This window comes from Hymenobacter sp. IS2118 (assembly GCF_000715495.1).
GTDB lineage: Bacteria > Bacteroidota > Bacteroidia > Cytophagales > Hymenobacteraceae > Hymenobacter.
This window is the reverse complement of record NZ_JNLX01000157.1, coordinates 60,328-74,345: the sequence shown is the minus strand read 5'-3', so window position 1 is coordinate 74,345 and position 14,018 is coordinate 60,328. Positions and strand designations below refer to the sequence as shown.

Here is a 14,018-nt window from a genome sequence, read left to right as displayed (position 1 = left end):
CTCCTTACATGCAGCCGCAGACCGTGGAAACCATCACGTCCCTGATTCAGGAGGGCGAATTTTTCAAGCTGAAGCAGGTGCTCCGCGAGTTCCAACCCTCGGAGCTGGTCACGCTCATTGAGGAGGAAGAAGAACGGGAGCAGCTCATCATCTTCCGGCTGCTGCCCCTGAAGCTGGCCACCGAGGTGTTTGAGTACCTGGACCTGGAGATTCAGCGGCATTTTCTGGATAATTTGGCCCAGGATAAGATGGCCGACATCCTCAACGAGATGTCGCCGGACGACCGGACCACCCTGCTCGAATTCCTGCCCGCCAACTTCGTGGCCGAGCTGGTGCAAAGCCTCTCCGAAGAAGAGCGCAAAGTGACCCTGCAGCTGCTGGGCTACCCCGAAGACTCGGTGGGCCGCCTCATGACGCCCGACTACATCGCCATTCGCGAGACGTGGACGGTGCAACAGGTGCTGGACTACGTGCGCCAGCACGGCGGGCAGTCCGAAACGCTGAGCATGCTCTACGTCACCGATGCCCACGGCGTGCTCATCGACGACATCCGCATTCGGGAGTTCCTGCTCTCGGCGCCCACCATTCGGGTGCGCGACCTCATGGACCGCCGCTTTGTGCAGCTCACCGCCGTGCAGGACCAGGAGGAGGCCATCGACGTGTTCCGGCGCAACGACCGCAACGCCCTGCCGGTGGTATCAGACCAGGGCATTCTGCTCGGCATTGTCACCATCGACGACATCCTGAGCATTCGGGAGCAGGAAGACACCGAGGACATGCAGAAGCTGGGCGGCTCCGAAGCCCTTGACGAGCCCTACCTGGCCACGCCCCTGCTGAGCATGCTGAAAAAGCGCGCGGGCTGGCTGGTTATTCTGCTGATTGGGGAAATGTTTACGGCCACGGCCCTCAAGTCCTTTGAGGAGGAGATTGCCAAAGCGGCGGTACTCACGCTCTTTATTCCGCTCATCATCAGCGCGGGCGGCAATGCTGGTTCGCAGGCCACGTCGCTAATCATTCGGGCCATGAGTCTGGGCGAGCTGAGCCTGGGCGAGTGGTGGCGCGTGATGCGCCGCGAGCTGGCCACAGGCTTCATGCTGGGGGCCATTCTGGGCGTGGTGGGCCTGGCGCGCATTCTGCTGTGGTCGAAGCTGTTTCCGGGCGAGTACGGGGCCTACTACTGGGGCGTGGGCCTCACGGTGGGGGCGTCGCTGGTGGGCATTGTGCTGTGGGGCTCGCTGTGCGGCTCCATGCTGCCGCTGCTGCTCAAGCGCCTCGGCGCCGACCCGGCCACGTCCTCCGCTCCCTTCGTGGCCACGCTGGTCGACGTGACGGGAGTGGTTATCTACTTCGCGTTTGCGCTTTTGTTTCTGAGCGGCACGCTGTTGTAGCCTTTTTATTTAAAGGCAAAATGGGGCGATTTGTGTGGGTTGTAGAGGGCTACAGCGTATTTCGTCAGGCCGATTCGTCTGCTGCCAGCGTTACCAGCCGCCCTACTCTACCCGGCGGCGATTAGCTTTCTTCTCACCGTCTTTTTTCTTGCCTTCCAGGCGTTTGCGCACGGCGCTTTTGCTGGGTTTGGTGGCCTTGCGGGGCTTGGGGCGCCGCAGGCTCTTGAGCAGCAGGGCGTGGAAACGGGCCAGCACAATTTCCTTGTTACGGAACTGGCTGCGGTCGTCCTGGGCAGCCAGGAGCAGGAGGCCCTCGGTGGTGAGCTGGTTCGTGAGCTTCTCCAGAATCAGCAGCTTCTGCGGCTCCGTGAGCACCTGCGAATCCAGCAGGTGCCAGCGCAGCTCCACGCGCGACTCCACCTTGTTCACGTTCTGCCCGCCCGGTCCGCTGGCCCGGCTGGTCTGGAAAGTGATTTCGGGCAGAAAGGCGGCGGCGGGCGGAAGCATTGGGTTAAATTAAAAATTAAAAAATGAGGAATTAAAAATGGCTGATAGGTTTCTCCCAGAAATCTGCGGCACTCAATTTTTAATTCTTCATTTTTAATTTTCAATTCTTTTCCAGCAGCATGGCGCCGTAGGAATACCCGCCGCCGAACACGGTAATAATCACCTTGTCACCGCCCTTAAGCGTGTCCCAGACTTCCGAGAGGCCGATGGCAGCGCCGGCGCAGCCGGTGTTGCCGAGGCGGTCGATGTTGTTCACGGCCCGGCTGGGGTCGAGGCCCAGCTGCTTCACCACGTTTTTGGAGATACGCAGGTTGGCCTGGTGCGGAATGAGGTAGGTCAGGTCGGCCATGGCTATTTCGTGCTTGTCGAGCAGGGTTTGCGTCACTTTAGCCATGTAAAGGCAGGCTTGCTGGAACACGTCGCGGCCGAAAGGCATCACAATCCCCTTTTCTACTGGCTTGAGCGTCACCGACTCGTCGGCCTTGCTCACGGGCGCGGCCCCGCCGGTGATAACCTCGGCAATGCGCATGTCCTCGGGGCTGATGCGCTCCTTGGAAATGAGCAGGGCCGCGGCGCCGTCGCCCCACAGGTGGCCGGCCATGGTGTCCTCCTCGTTGTTGTAGGCGGTGTTGTGCTCCGTCACTACCACAATGGCGCGGGTGGCTTTGCCCATGGCAAAGTAGCCTTCCACGATTTCGACGGCGTTCAGCAGCGACGAACAGGCCGAGGAGATGCTAACGGTGGGGATTTCGTTGATGCCGAGGTAGCGCTGCACGGCGTGCGCGGCCGTAAAAATGGTGTCGTGCGGGGTATAAGTACCCACCACCACCAAATCAATCGACTCCTGGGCAAAGGCCGGGGCAGCGGCCAGCACGGCGCGGGTGGCCGCAATGGCCATGGTGTTAGCATTTTCGCCGGGCGCCGCCTTACGACGCTCCTGAATGCCGGTTCGCTCTATTATCCACTCGCTGGCCAGGCCGTTGAGGCGGGTGAAGTGGGCATTGGTTACGACTGCCTCCGGGAGGTAGGCAGCCACATGATGAAGGTACACAGGTTGGTGTTGGGTGGGAATCTATTGCGCGCTTGGCAGTCTGGCAAAGGTACGGCACCGGGCATCCGGCAGCCTGAATAGCCGCTAATATGCCCGAATTTTACACGGCATCAACAGTTAACGGTTAATGATGAATAGTACGGAGTGTTCACCATTAACCCCTACCGACTGCGGCCCAGGTACTGAATGCCCCAGCCCAGCAGCTCCGCAAAAAAGGGCCGCACGAGCTGGCCTTGCGTGGTAAGGCTGTAGTCGACGCGGGGCGGCACGGTCTGGTGCACGGTGCGGGCCACGATGCCATCGGTTTCCAGGTCGCGCAGCTCCTGAATGAGCATTTTCTCGGTGATTTCGGGCATGAGGCGGCGCAGCTCGCCGTAGCGGCGGGGCCCGTCGAGCAGGTAGGACAGGATGAGCAGCTTCCACTTGCCGCCCAGCACATTGAGGGTCGTACGAACGGGGCACACCACGCCATGCCCGGCCGGAATGTCCGCCCAGTGGGCTTCGGCGTTTTGCTGCTTAGTCAGTTTACTCATAAAATTATCCGGTTGATTTTCAGTACTACTATATTTTAAGTAGGCACCCTACTTTTTAGTAGGTACTTGCGAAATGCGAAGTTAGCCGACTTCCTTTGTAAAACCAGGAGCAACCCCGCCCCGGCTCATCATTTTTGTTCCCATGTCCAAGAAAATCACCGTCGTCGGCGCCACCGGCAACATCGGCACCGCCTTGGTTCATCACCTGCTCAGGCAGGGCCACCACGTAACCGCCGTGGCCCGCCCCAGCGCCCGCCTCGACGCCCTGACTCAGGCCGGCGCCGCCACTCACGCCGGCGACCTGCACGACGCCGCCTTCCTTACCAGCGCCCTGCGCGGGGCCGATGCCGCCTTTCTGATGGTGCCGCCCAACATGGCCGCGTCCGATGTGCTGGCCTACTACGCGCAAATCGGCGAAGCCACAGTTCAGGCCGTGCGCGAGTCCGGCCTGAAGCAGGCCGTGAACCTGAGCAGCAACGGCGCCGACCTGTCGGCCGGCACCGGCCCCATTCTGGGCGTGCACTACCAGGAAGCCCGCCTGAATGCCATAGCCGGCTTCGCGGTGGCCCACCTCCGACCCGCTTATTTCATGGAAAACCTGCTCAGCAACGTGGGCATGATTCAGCACATGGGCATCACGGGCGGGGCCATGCGCCCCGAGCTGTCGCTGCCGATGATTGCCACCAAGGACATCGCGACCTACGCCGCCCAGCTGCTCAATGGCGAGCCACTGGCCGGCCGCTCGGTGCACAACCTATTGGGCCCGCGCAACTACTCGCAGCAGCAGGCCACGGCTGCCATCGCCCAAGCCATTGGCCGGCCGGAGCTGCCCTACGTGCCTTTCTCCTACGACGACGCCCACAAAGGCATGACGGGTGCCGGCCTGAGCGAGGACATGGCCAGCCTCTACATTGAAATGACCCGTAGCCTGAACGAAGAGAAACTGATGGTGCACGAGGCGCGCACCGACGCCAGCACCACGCCCACCACCCTGGAGGAGTTTGCCCAAGAGGTATTCGCGCCAGCGTTCCGGGGCGCTACGGCCGCGGCATAAATAACGGCCTGACTCGGCCTGCGCGCCGTGGCGATGGCCGATGTGCGCGCCCGAAACAGGAATAGCAGCCAATCGTTCCGGCCCGACCGGAACGATTGGCTGCTATTTTTGCCCCATGTCCTCTCTCCTTCATTACCTCGACCAGGGCCAGGGCCGGCCCCTGGTTATCCTCCACGGCCTGTTTGGCACGCTTGATAACTGGCAGACGCTGGCGCGGCGCTGGGCCACCGAAGCCGGCCTGCGCGTCATCAGCGCGGATTTGCGCAACCACGGCCGCTCGTTTCACAGCCCGGAGCACAGCTATGAACTGATGGCCCAGGACGTGCTGGCCCTGTTCGACCACCTGCAGCTCGGTGACGACGTTACGCTGCTGGGCCACAGCATGGGCGGCAAAGTGGCCATGCGTTTCGCCCTCGACTACCCCGACCGTCTGGCCCAGCTTATCGTAGTCGACATTGCCCCGCGCTTTTCCGACATGGAGCACCAGGACGATATTCTGGCCGGCCTGCAATCGGTCGATTTCACTACCTGCACCAACCGGCAGGATGCCGATGCCGCGCTGGCCAAGTACGTGCCCAATCTGGGCACCCGCCAGTTTCTGCTGAAAAACCTGTACCGGCAAGAAGACAACACGTTTGCCTGGCGCATCAACCTGGAAGTGCTGGCCGCGCAGCTACCCGGCGTGGGCGAGGCCACCGTTGGGCAGCCGTTTCTGAAGCCCGCGCTGTTCGTGCGCGGTGGCAAGTCAAACTATATCACCACCGACGACAAGCTCCACGGCATCCCGGCCCTCTTCCCCAACTCGCAGGTAGAAACCGTGGTGGATGCCGGCCACTGGCTGCACGCCGAGAAGCCGGAGGAGGTTTTCCAGCTGGTGCAGGCGTTCGTGCGGCAGTAAGGCAGTAAGCACGAGCCAGAATGAGGTACCAAGCGGCCGGGCCGTTCCTTTGCGCGCTCAACTCCCCGCTGCCCTATGCCCGCCACCCTATACCTCCTGCCCACGCCCCTCGCTGAGGACACCGCCCCGCAAGTGCTGCCGCCGCAGCTGCTGGCCGCCGTGGCCGCCCTCCCCTACTTCCTGGCAGAAAACGCCCGCACGGCCCGACGCTTCGTGAAAAGTGTGGCCTCCGCCCGCATCATTGAAGATATTCGGTTCACCGTCATCGACAAAGACAGCACCGATGCCGAGGTACGCGCCGCCCTGGTGCCGCTGGTGAAGGAAGGCATCGACGGTGGCATCCTCAGCGAGGCTGGCTGCCCCGGCATTGCCGACCCCGGCGCGGCGCTGGTGCGCGAAGCCCACCGCCTGGGCCTGCGCGTGGTGCCGCTGGTGGGCCCGTCGTCGCTATTGCTGGCCCTGATGGCGTCGGGCCTGAACGGGCAGCAATTTGCCTTCCACGGCTACCTGCCCATCGAAAAAGCGCCGCGCATCGCGGCCATCAAAACGCTGGAGCGCGAAGGGCAGCAGCGGCAGCAGTCGCAGCTGTTTATTGAGACGCCCTACCGCAACGGAGCTTTGTTCGCCGATTTGGTGGCGCAGCTGCAGCCCGGCACCCGCCTGTGCGTGGCGGCAGACGTGACCGGCGCGGGCGAGTTCATCAAAACCCTGCCGGTGAGTGACTGGCGCCGCCTGCCGGCACCCGAGCTGCACAAGATTCCCACAGTATTCGTGATTGGAACTTGATAAGCCAATAGCTTTTAGCCATTAGCTGTTAGCTTTTCTCTTTACATTCAATGCGTTGGGCCTGAAGCCTTGCCATTACGAAAGAAGCTTGCGGCTTAATGCTTGTGGCTCGTTGCTTAGTACGGTTATTCTCACCCCTACGCCTCACCCGAAGCGGATGCTGAAAACGGTACGGCCGTTTTCCTGCGATTGCAGCTGAAAAGCGAAGCCGTGGGCCATGAGAATATCCCGAACCAGCGTCAGGCCAATGCCCTGGCCATCGCGCTTGGTGCTGAAAAAGGGCGTAAAGAGGCGTTGGCTAACTTCCGGCGAGAGTTGGGGACCGTCGTTTTCGATGAACACGGCGGGCGGCTGGGCCGTGGTACGCACCCATACGTTGCCATCGTGCCCGATGGCTTCCAGGGCGTTTTTGGTGATATTGAGCAGGGCCTGTTCCAGCTGTTGGGCATCGAAGCTGAGCACGAGCGGGCGCGCGGGAAGCTCCAGGTGCCAGGCAATGCGGCGCTCCTCGCTTTGGGGCTGCAGCAGCCGGATGATGCCACGCAACAGGGCGTGCAAGTCGGTGGGCCGGGGCGCGGGCGGCGGCAGCCGAACCAGGTGCGCAAAGTTGGCAATGAAGTTGGCCAGCTGCGTATTGCGCGTAATGCTCACGTCCAGGGCCTGCGTGAAATCGGGCTGGTCGGCGGCGTGGAGTTGGGGGGCGTAGTGGTGGAAGCTGTGCAGAATGGAGTTGATGGCCCCGATGGAGTTGTTGATTTCGTGGGAAATCATGCGAATCAGCTTGCCATACGCCTCTTTTTCCTGCTGAATCAGCTCCTGCGTCAGCTCTTCCAGCAGGATAAAGCGGCGCACAAAGCCCCGGTCAAGGAAATGGGCGGCGTGGGCCCGGAACGTTTGCAACCCCGACAGGCGCAGGGCCTGGGGCTGGTTGTCGGCGAGGCCGGCCAGGGCGGGGCCCCAGGCGCCGGGCAGCTCCGCCGGCAGCTGGCCCAGCAGGGCTGCGGCCGGCTGATTCAGGAATACCTCCGCCGCCGCGTTCACGCCTTCAATGCGCCCATCAAAATTCAGAATGAGAATGCCCGCCGGCGAGGCCTGAATGAGGCGTTCGAGCAGGAAGCTCTTCTCGTGCTGGCTCACCCGCTCCTGCCGCAGCGCGTCAATCATCTGATTATAAACGTGAATGAGCTGGTCCATCTCGCGCTGGCCCACGGGCACAAACTTCATCGAGAAGTCCTTGGCCTCGATAGCGGCCGTGCCCGCCGCAATCAATTCAAACGGCCGCACGAAGCCCTGGTAGAGCCGCACGGTGAGGTAAACACTTACCAGCAGCAGCACCTCGGTCCCCACAAACAGCGTTGGATTAGTCAGGCGCAGCTGCGCCGCCAGCGCAATAAGCACGGCGTGAATGATGACTACAAAAAGCAGAAATTGAGTACGAAGCGTCATGCTGTAGGAATGCGCCTTGGCGCGTTCAATCGTTGAATCTGGCGCGCTGCGTTCAGTCGCGGAACCCAATATGGCACGTTCAACGATTGAACGCGCCAAGGCGCGTTCCTACTCGAATGGAATGGCGTGCTTTTCCAGCCTTCGGTAGAGCGCGCCGCGGCTCAGGCCCAGGGCTTTGGCTACGCGGCTGATGTTGCCGTCGTAGTGGGTCAGGGCCTGCCGAATCATGTGGGCTTCCAGTTCGTCCAGGGTCATGGTGCCGGGCGCGGGCAGCTCGCCGGGCGCGGGTGCGCGGGCGGTGAGCTGCTGAGCATTGGCCTGGAAATCTTCGGGGCCCAGCTCTTCTTTGCCGCTCACGAGCACGGCGCGCTCCACCAGGTTTTTGAGCTCGCGGATGTTGCCGGGCAACGGCTGTTCGCGGAGCCAGTGCAGGGCGCGGGTGCTCACGCGCAGGGCCGGACGGTGGTAGGTGGCGCGCAGCTGGTCCACGAAGTGCTGGGTGAGCAGCGGCACGTCGGCCGGCCGCTCGCGCAGGGCGGGCAGGCGCACCGTAATCAGGTTGATGCGGTAGAACAGGTCTTCGCGGAACTGGCCCTGGGCTACCATCTCGGCCAGGTTGCGGTTGGTGGCGGCGATGACGCGGATATCGAGGCGGCGGGGCTTGCTGTCGCCCAACACTTCGTAGGTGCGGTCTTGCAGCACGCGCAGCAATTTCACCTGCGAAGCCAATTCCAATTCCCCGATTTCATCGAGGAAGATTGTGCCGCCGTTGGCCAGCTCGAAGCGGCCCACCCGGTCAGTCTTGGCATCGGTAAAAGCTCCGCGCCGGTGGCCAAACATCTCGCTTTCAAACAGCGAGGCCGAAATACCACCTAGGTTCACCTTCACAAAAGGCTGCTGGCGGCGGTGGCTGTTGTGGTGAATAGCTTCGGCAATGAGCTCCTTACCGGTGCCGCTTTCCCCTTCAATCAGCACTGAGGCATCTGTAGGAGCTACCTGGCCTACGTGGCGCAGCACGTGCAGCAGCTGCGGGTCGTGCCCGATGATGCCAGCCAGGCGGTACTGCTTGTCGAGCTGGCGGCGGCTGGCAGCAGCGCTTCCAGTTGCCGGCAGTTCGGTTTCGCTGGCAGTCAGGCTGGTGTTCAGGGCCAGTACCGTGCGGATGGTTTGCAGCAGCGCCTCGTTGTCCCAGGGCTTGGTCACGAACTCGGCCGCGCCGGCTTTCATGCCCTCCACAGCCAGGCCGATGGAGCCCCAGCCGGTGATGAGAATCACGGGCATATCGGGTGCCAGCAGCTTCACTTCACGCAGCAGGGCCAGCCCGTCGGCGCCGGTGGTAGCCAGCGAAAAATTCATATCCATGAGCACCAGCCGGGGCGGCGTTTCACGCACCACAGCCAGCGTTTCGGCGGCGGTGGCTACGGCCTGCGCCTCGTAGCCAGCTTGCTTCAGCAGCAGCTTGAGGGAAGTCCGAACGGCGAGGTCGTCGTCGACGATTAGGAACATGAGGCAGTTTTTTTTGCTGATAGCTATTAGCTGATAGCCGTTAGCTTCAAAGATGGCTGACAGTTTGAACTGTTTGAATCAATCAAGAACGGTCATGCTGAGCGCAGCCGAAGCATCTCGCTCGCTTCGTTGCACGGCCACAACGAGGCGAGCGAGATGCTTCGGCTGCGCTCAGCATGACCTTCTTATAAGGAGCTTTCGGCTAACCGCTAACAAAGCTACCGGCTGCGGACGCTGCCGCCACTGCTGGTGTGCTTGGTTACCTGGGGCGCGGCGGCGTAGCGCACGCTGCCGCCGCTCGATGCCTCGGCGGTGAGCTGCTCCTGCGTGCCGATGGCAATGGCGCCACCGCTCGAAGCCGACGCCTCGCAGGTGGTAGCCTGCACGTCGCGGCCCCGGAACTCGCCGCCGCTGGAGGCCCGCACGTCCAGGCTTTCCACCTTGCCGTCGAGGGTTACCACGCCGCCGCTACTCACTTTGGCTTTCACAGCTTTAGCGGTGAAATCGGGAGCCGTGACGGTGGCGCCCGACGACACCTCCAGCACGAAATCGTTGGCGGCGTAGGCGCTTTTCATTTCCACCTTTGCGCCGCTGCTGGCTTCGATGCCGGCGAGCGAGGGGGCGGTGATGTTCACGCGCAGGTTGCGCACGAAGTTTTTCTTGCCCCAGGCTTCGTTCATTTTGCGGTCGAAGCTCAGTTTTAGCACGCCGTTTTCTACTTCGCTTTTCAGCCGAACAAGGTTTTCGGGCGTGTCGGCGCTCACTTCCACGCGCTGCGTGGGGCCGGTTGTCAGGGTTACTTCGATGCCGTTGGAAACGTCGAGGGATTGGAAGGCGGCCAGGGCGCGCACTTCGGGAGCGGTTTGGGCCAGGGCGGGCACCAGGGCTAGGAGCCAGAGCAGGGCGAGAGTGGTGATGTTTTTCATGCGGAAAAAGAAAAAAGGATGAGAAAAGGACTGCTTGCTTATTCCCTCAGATGCGTACTGATTGCGACGGGTTGCCTGGGTTACCGTCGCTTTTCCGGTTCGTTACAGCGGCTCCTGAAATAAGCTGCGAAGCTGGCTTCTGTGGCCCGCCTCACTCCTCCCGGAGCGCCACGGCCGGCCGGATGCGCGCGGCCTGCCAGCTCGGCTGCACCGCGCACACCACCGCAAAGCCATACACCAGCGCCACGGCCAACGCCATGCCCACGCCGTACACCGCCGCGGGCTGCCCAAAGATGCCCAGCAGCGGCAATTGCGCCGCCAGCAGCAGGCCCGGCACCACGGCCAGGGTGGTGAGCGCCAGCGTTTCGACCACAAACTGCCGGCTGATGCCCGGTCCGGTAGCGCCCACGGCCCGCCGCAGCCCAATCTCGGCCCGGCGCTGCCCAATGGCTTGCCACAAGGCGCCAAACAGCCCCAGGGCCACGTTCAAAAACAGGAAGGCCGCCACCAGGCCCACCGCAAACACGGGCGCCAAAGCCGTTTCCAGGCCGGCCGCGCGGCTGTCGGTGAGGGAAATGGCGCTGGTGCTCCAGGTTTTGGTTTCGGCGGCCACGGTGCGCACCAGCTGTTCTTCCAGGGCCGCGCCGCTGCCGGGCCGCACCCGCACCAGCAGCGTGTGCGAAAACATGGTATCGCTGCTATCGGGCAGCACGGTACGCACGAAAACAAACGGGGCCGGCGCGCCCAGGTCGCCCCCGGAGCGATACGAGCCGGTGACGCCGACCACCCGCCCCTCATTCATTTCCTTGGGGTTGGAGGAGTGGCTGGAGCGCACGAGCTGGCCCAGTGCGGGGCCGTCGGGGAACAGCGCCTCCCGCATCTCCCGGTTGATGATGACGGGTGGCACAGCGCTGGCATCGTCGCGCGCGTCGAACCAGCGGCCTTCCAGCAGCTCCAGGCGCAGCAGGGGGCCGAAATGGTCGTCGGTCTGCACTTCGTTGCCCTCTACTACCGGCCGGTTGCCGGCCCGCACGTTGCTGTTCATGCTATAGGCTGAGAAGGGCGTGCTGAACGAAGACCGGCTGACATCCACCACGCCCGGCACGGCCCGCAGCTGAGGGAGCAACCGGCGCAGAGTGGGGTTTTGGGGCAGCGGGTCGTTGTTGGTGGTCAGGCGCAGCTCCCAGACGTCTTCGTAGGCGAAGCCCGGCGGCTGGCGCATGGCCAGGCCCAGCACGGCCCCCAGGCTACCCAGCCCAAAGAGCACCATGAACGAGAGAAAAAGCTCGGTGATGAGCAAGGCATTGGCTCGCTTGCGGTTCCAAATCAGCTTGAGGAGGTGCTTTATCATGACTGAGCGTTTTTAAGGGCTTCCATGGCGGGCAGCCGCGCCATGCGGTAGGCCGGGTACGCGCCCGAGAGCAGGCCAAAAACCAAGCTCCCGAGCAGGGCCCAGCCAAAAACAAGCAGGTTGGGTTCGATGCGCCCGTAGGCGGCCAGGTGGCTGCCGGCCAGCCCGCGCAGCACCGCCGTGGCCAGCGCCAGGCCCACCACGCCGCCCAGCAGCGTCAGCAGCAGCGTTTCGACCATGAACTGGCCCGCCAAGGCGCCGGCGGTGGCCCCGAAAGCCTTGCGCACCCCAATCTCCGTGGCCCGCTCGCTGATACGGCTCACGTTCATGGTTATCAGGTTGAGGGCCGGCAGCAGCAAAAGCAGCAGCACGGCGCCCACGCTCAGCCCCCGAAACAGGCGGGCCGGGTCCTGCGTCCAGTTGTAGCGGGCCAGCACGTGGCCCGCCACCGACTCGGCAAACGACTGTAGGTGCAGGTCCAGGGTCATGCCGGGTTCCATGGGCACCGCCCCTACGGCCCGCTCAAACGCGCGGTGCACGGCCGGAATGGCCGCCGCCGTGGGCACCAGCACCAGCGCTTCGGAAGTACCGAAGGCATTGTCGGTCTGCACGTCCATCGAGCCGGGGTCGTAGGGCACCCACACATCGGCGTGGGCGTGGAAGCGCACGGCCGGCACGTCTTCGACCACGCCTTGCACCCGGTAGTTTTTCTGGTCGATAACCAGGGTGCGGCCTACCACCCCGCGAGCCGCGCCAAAATAGGCCCGCGCCGTGCCCGCGCTGATGACCGCCGGCCGGCCTGCCCCCCGCTGCCCGGCCGTGTAAGGCCCGCCTTCCAGAAACCGAAAATTCAGCACCTGCCAGAACCCGGCGTCGGCGGCTTTCACGTTCAGCGGCAGCTTGCGGCCCCGCACGTAGGCCACCACGGGCAACGGCTCGGTACTGGCAATGCCCACCACCGCCTGGGCGCGCACCGGCGCCAGGGCTTTGCTCAGCAGCCACTGGCTGGGGCGCGTGCGCATGGGGCCGCCGCCCATGTCCAGGGTTACGAACGTGCTGCACAGCAGGCGGTCGGGGTGGCTTTCGGGGCGGTGCGGGCCGGCGGCGGCGTCGTAAAGTGCCACGGCAACGAGCAAGCTCATGAGCGTGGCCCCGATGCCGACCAAACTCAGCAGAGTAAAGAACTTGCGGCGCAGCAAGACTTTCCAGGCCATTTTGAGGTGATGAAGCAACATGGGCAAGTAGCGGTAAGCTGATGGATTTTGGAAACGATGCAAGCCGGGGCCGGCCGGCGCGGCTCACTCCTCCCGCAGCGCCACGGCCGGCTGAATGGCCGCCGCCAACCGGCTGGGCTGCCAGGCACACAGCGCCGTGATGACGTAGACCGCAATGGTGGCCGCCGCAATAGCCAGCAGGTACGGCTGCACGGGCAGGTCGAAGGCGCCCAACAGCGGAAACTGCACCGCCAGCAGCACGCCGCCCAACACGCCCAGCGTGGTCACGACCAGCATCTCGCCCAAAAACTGCCGGCCAATACCCGCGCCGGTGGCGCCCATTGCCCGGCGCAGCCCAATTTCGGCCCGGCGCTGGCTGATGTTGTACCACAGCACGCCAAAAAGCCCCAGCGCCACATTCACAATAAGAAACAGGCCCATGATGGACAGGCCCACCACCGGCACCAGCGTGTAGCGCCGCTTGCTGAGGCGGTCGTCGTTCATCACGCGCACTTCGGTGGTCCACTGGCGGGTGACGCTAGCCACGGTACGAGCAATTTTCTCCTGGAGCTCGCCGCCCTGGCCGGGGGCCACGCGCACCAGCACGTTGGCCGTTTCCCAGCTAGTGGTATCGTGGGGCAGCAGGCGCTTCCACACGCCGGGCTCGGCCGCCGCGAAGTCGTTGGCCATGCGCACATTATCGACCACACCGGTCACCAGAAATTCGTCTTCGGGCTTGGTGGATTTGGGGTTCTGATGGCTCCAGGTGAAGATTTTACCCAGCGCCGGGCCGTTGCCAAACAAGGTTTCGCGCAGGTCCTGGCTGATGACCACCGGGCGGTGGTTGCTGGCGTCGTCGCTCGGCTCGAACCAGCGGCCTTCGCGCAGGTGCAGGCGCATGGCGTCGGTGTAGCGGTCGTCGGCGTCGTACACATTGGCCACCATGATTTTGTCGCCGTAGCCAAAAGTCGAATTATTGGTGCTGAAAATGAACGGCAGGTTGCCGCTGGTGAGGGCCACGGTGCGCACGCCGGGCAGGGCGCGCACCTGCCGCAGCACCTCGTCGAGCTCGGAGCGGGGCATTTGCAGGCCCTGGCCGGCACGCACCTGCAGCCGCCACACGTCGGCGTAGTCGAAACCGTGCGGCGCCAGGTAGTTCTTGCCAACGGTAATGAGCACCGCCCCTACCCCAAAGAGCACCACAAACGAGAAAAACACTTCGGAAATCAGCAGCATATTGGCCCGCTTGCGATTCCAGATAAGGGTAAAGATGTGGCGGAACATGGGATAGGGTGTGAGGGTAAGGGGGTAGGAGGGTGGGAGGTTGGGAGGGTGAGGGTATTGGAATAAGGCAAGCA

13 protein-coding genes are annotated in these 14,018 nt (G+C 63.3%); 4 read left to right on the top strand and 9 right to left on the bottom strand.

What is annotated here, in order from left to right; all coding sequences use genetic code 11:
• The first annotated feature begins 8 nt into the window (after window positions 1-8).
• A complete protein-coding gene (mgtE, locus tag GM79_RS16310; protein WP_035565927.1) occupies window positions 9-1,388 on the top strand; it encodes a magnesium transporter in 1,380 nt (459 codons plus the stop codon).
• Between the two features lie 102 nt (window positions 1,389-1,490).
• Here the strand turns inward: mgtE and arfB are convergent, their stop codons facing one another.
• The 3 genes from arfB to GM79_RS16295 form a co-directional block, all read right to left on the bottom strand.
• Entirely contained in the window at window positions 1,491-1,895 is a 405-nt protein-coding gene (gene arfB / locus GM79_RS16305) for an alternative ribosome rescue aminoacyl-tRNA hydrolase ArfB (protein WP_035565926.1), read from the bottom strand.
• Window positions 1,896-1,995: 100 nt separating this feature from the next.
• Window positions 1,996-2,946 carry a 3-oxoacyl-ACP synthase III family protein gene (locus tag GM79_RS16300; protein WP_035565924.1) on the bottom strand — a complete coding sequence of 317 codons (951 nt, stop codon included), beginning with the start codon at window positions 2,944-2,946 and terminating at the stop codon, window positions 1,996-1,998.
• A 161-nt stretch (window positions 2,947-3,107) separates the two neighbouring features.
• Window positions 3,108-3,479, bottom strand: coding sequence for a winged helix-turn-helix transcriptional regulator (locus GM79_RS16295; RefSeq protein WP_081867827.1), 372 nt, complete (start codon window positions 3,477-3,479; stop codon window positions 3,108-3,110).
• 142 nt (window positions 3,480-3,621) lie between these two features.
• Here GM79_RS16295 and GM79_RS16290 point away from each other — a divergent pair, with 142 nt between their 5' ends.
• The 3 genes from GM79_RS16290 (at window position 3,622) to GM79_RS16280 (ending at window position 6,217) form a co-directional block, all read left to right on the top strand.
• A complete protein-coding gene (locus tag GM79_RS16290) occupies window positions 3,622-4,533 on the top strand; it encodes an NmrA family NAD(P)-binding protein (protein ID WP_035565923.1) in 912 nt (303 codons plus the stop codon).
• Window positions 4,534-4,648: 115 nt separating this feature from the next.
• Window positions 4,649-5,431, top strand: a complete 783-nt coding sequence (locus GM79_RS16285) for an alpha/beta fold hydrolase (protein ID WP_035565922.1) — start codon at window positions 4,649-4,651, stop codon at window positions 5,429-5,431.
• Window positions 5,432-5,506: 75 nt separating this feature from the next.
• A complete protein-coding gene (locus GM79_RS16280; RefSeq protein WP_035565921.1) occupies window positions 5,507-6,217 on the top strand; it encodes an SAM-dependent methyltransferase in 711 nt (236 codons plus the stop codon).
• A 144-nt stretch (window positions 6,218-6,361) separates the two neighbouring features.
• On the opposite strand, the gene GM79_RS16275 is transcribed toward GM79_RS16280, so the two are convergent.
• The 6 genes from GM79_RS16275 to GM79_RS16250 form a co-directional block, all read right to left on the bottom strand.
• The gene (locus GM79_RS16275) at window positions 6,362-7,663 is read right to left on the bottom strand and encodes a sensor histidine kinase (protein WP_035565919.1); all 1,302 of its coding nucleotides are present in this window, start codon (window positions 7,661-7,663) and stop codon (window positions 6,362-6,364) included.
• Window positions 7,664-7,771: 108 nt separating this feature from the next.
• Window positions 7,772-9,169, bottom strand: coding sequence for a sigma-54-dependent transcriptional regulator (locus tag GM79_RS16270; RefSeq protein ID WP_035565917.1), 1,398 nt, complete (start codon window positions 9,167-9,169; stop codon window positions 7,772-7,774).
• 218 nt (window positions 9,170-9,387) lie between these two features.
• On the bottom strand, window positions 9,388-10,095 hold the full coding sequence (locus tag GM79_RS16265) for a head GIN domain-containing protein (protein WP_035565915.1): 708 nt from the start codon (window positions 10,093-10,095) through the stop codon (window positions 9,388-9,390).
• Window positions 10,096-10,246: 151 nt separating this feature from the next.
• On the bottom strand, window positions 10,247-11,446 hold the full coding sequence (locus GM79_RS16260) for an ABC transporter permease (RefSeq protein ID WP_035565913.1): 1,200 nt from the start codon (window positions 11,444-11,446) through the stop codon (window positions 10,247-10,249).
• Window positions 11,443-12,681 carry an ABC transporter permease gene (locus GM79_RS16255; protein WP_035565909.1) on the bottom strand — a complete coding sequence of 413 codons (1,239 nt, stop codon included), beginning with the start codon at window positions 12,679-12,681 and terminating at the stop codon, window positions 11,443-11,445. Before GM79_RS16255 ends, GM79_RS16260 begins: the two co-directional genes overlap by 4 nt.
• A gap of 63 nt (window positions 12,682-12,744) precedes the next feature.
• Window positions 12,745-13,944 (bottom strand): ABC transporter permease, encoded by a 1,200-nt coding sequence (locus GM79_RS16250; protein ID WP_035565906.1) that lies wholly within the window; start codon window positions 13,942-13,944, stop codon window positions 12,745-12,747.
• Window positions 13,945-14,018: the final 74 nt, after the last annotated feature.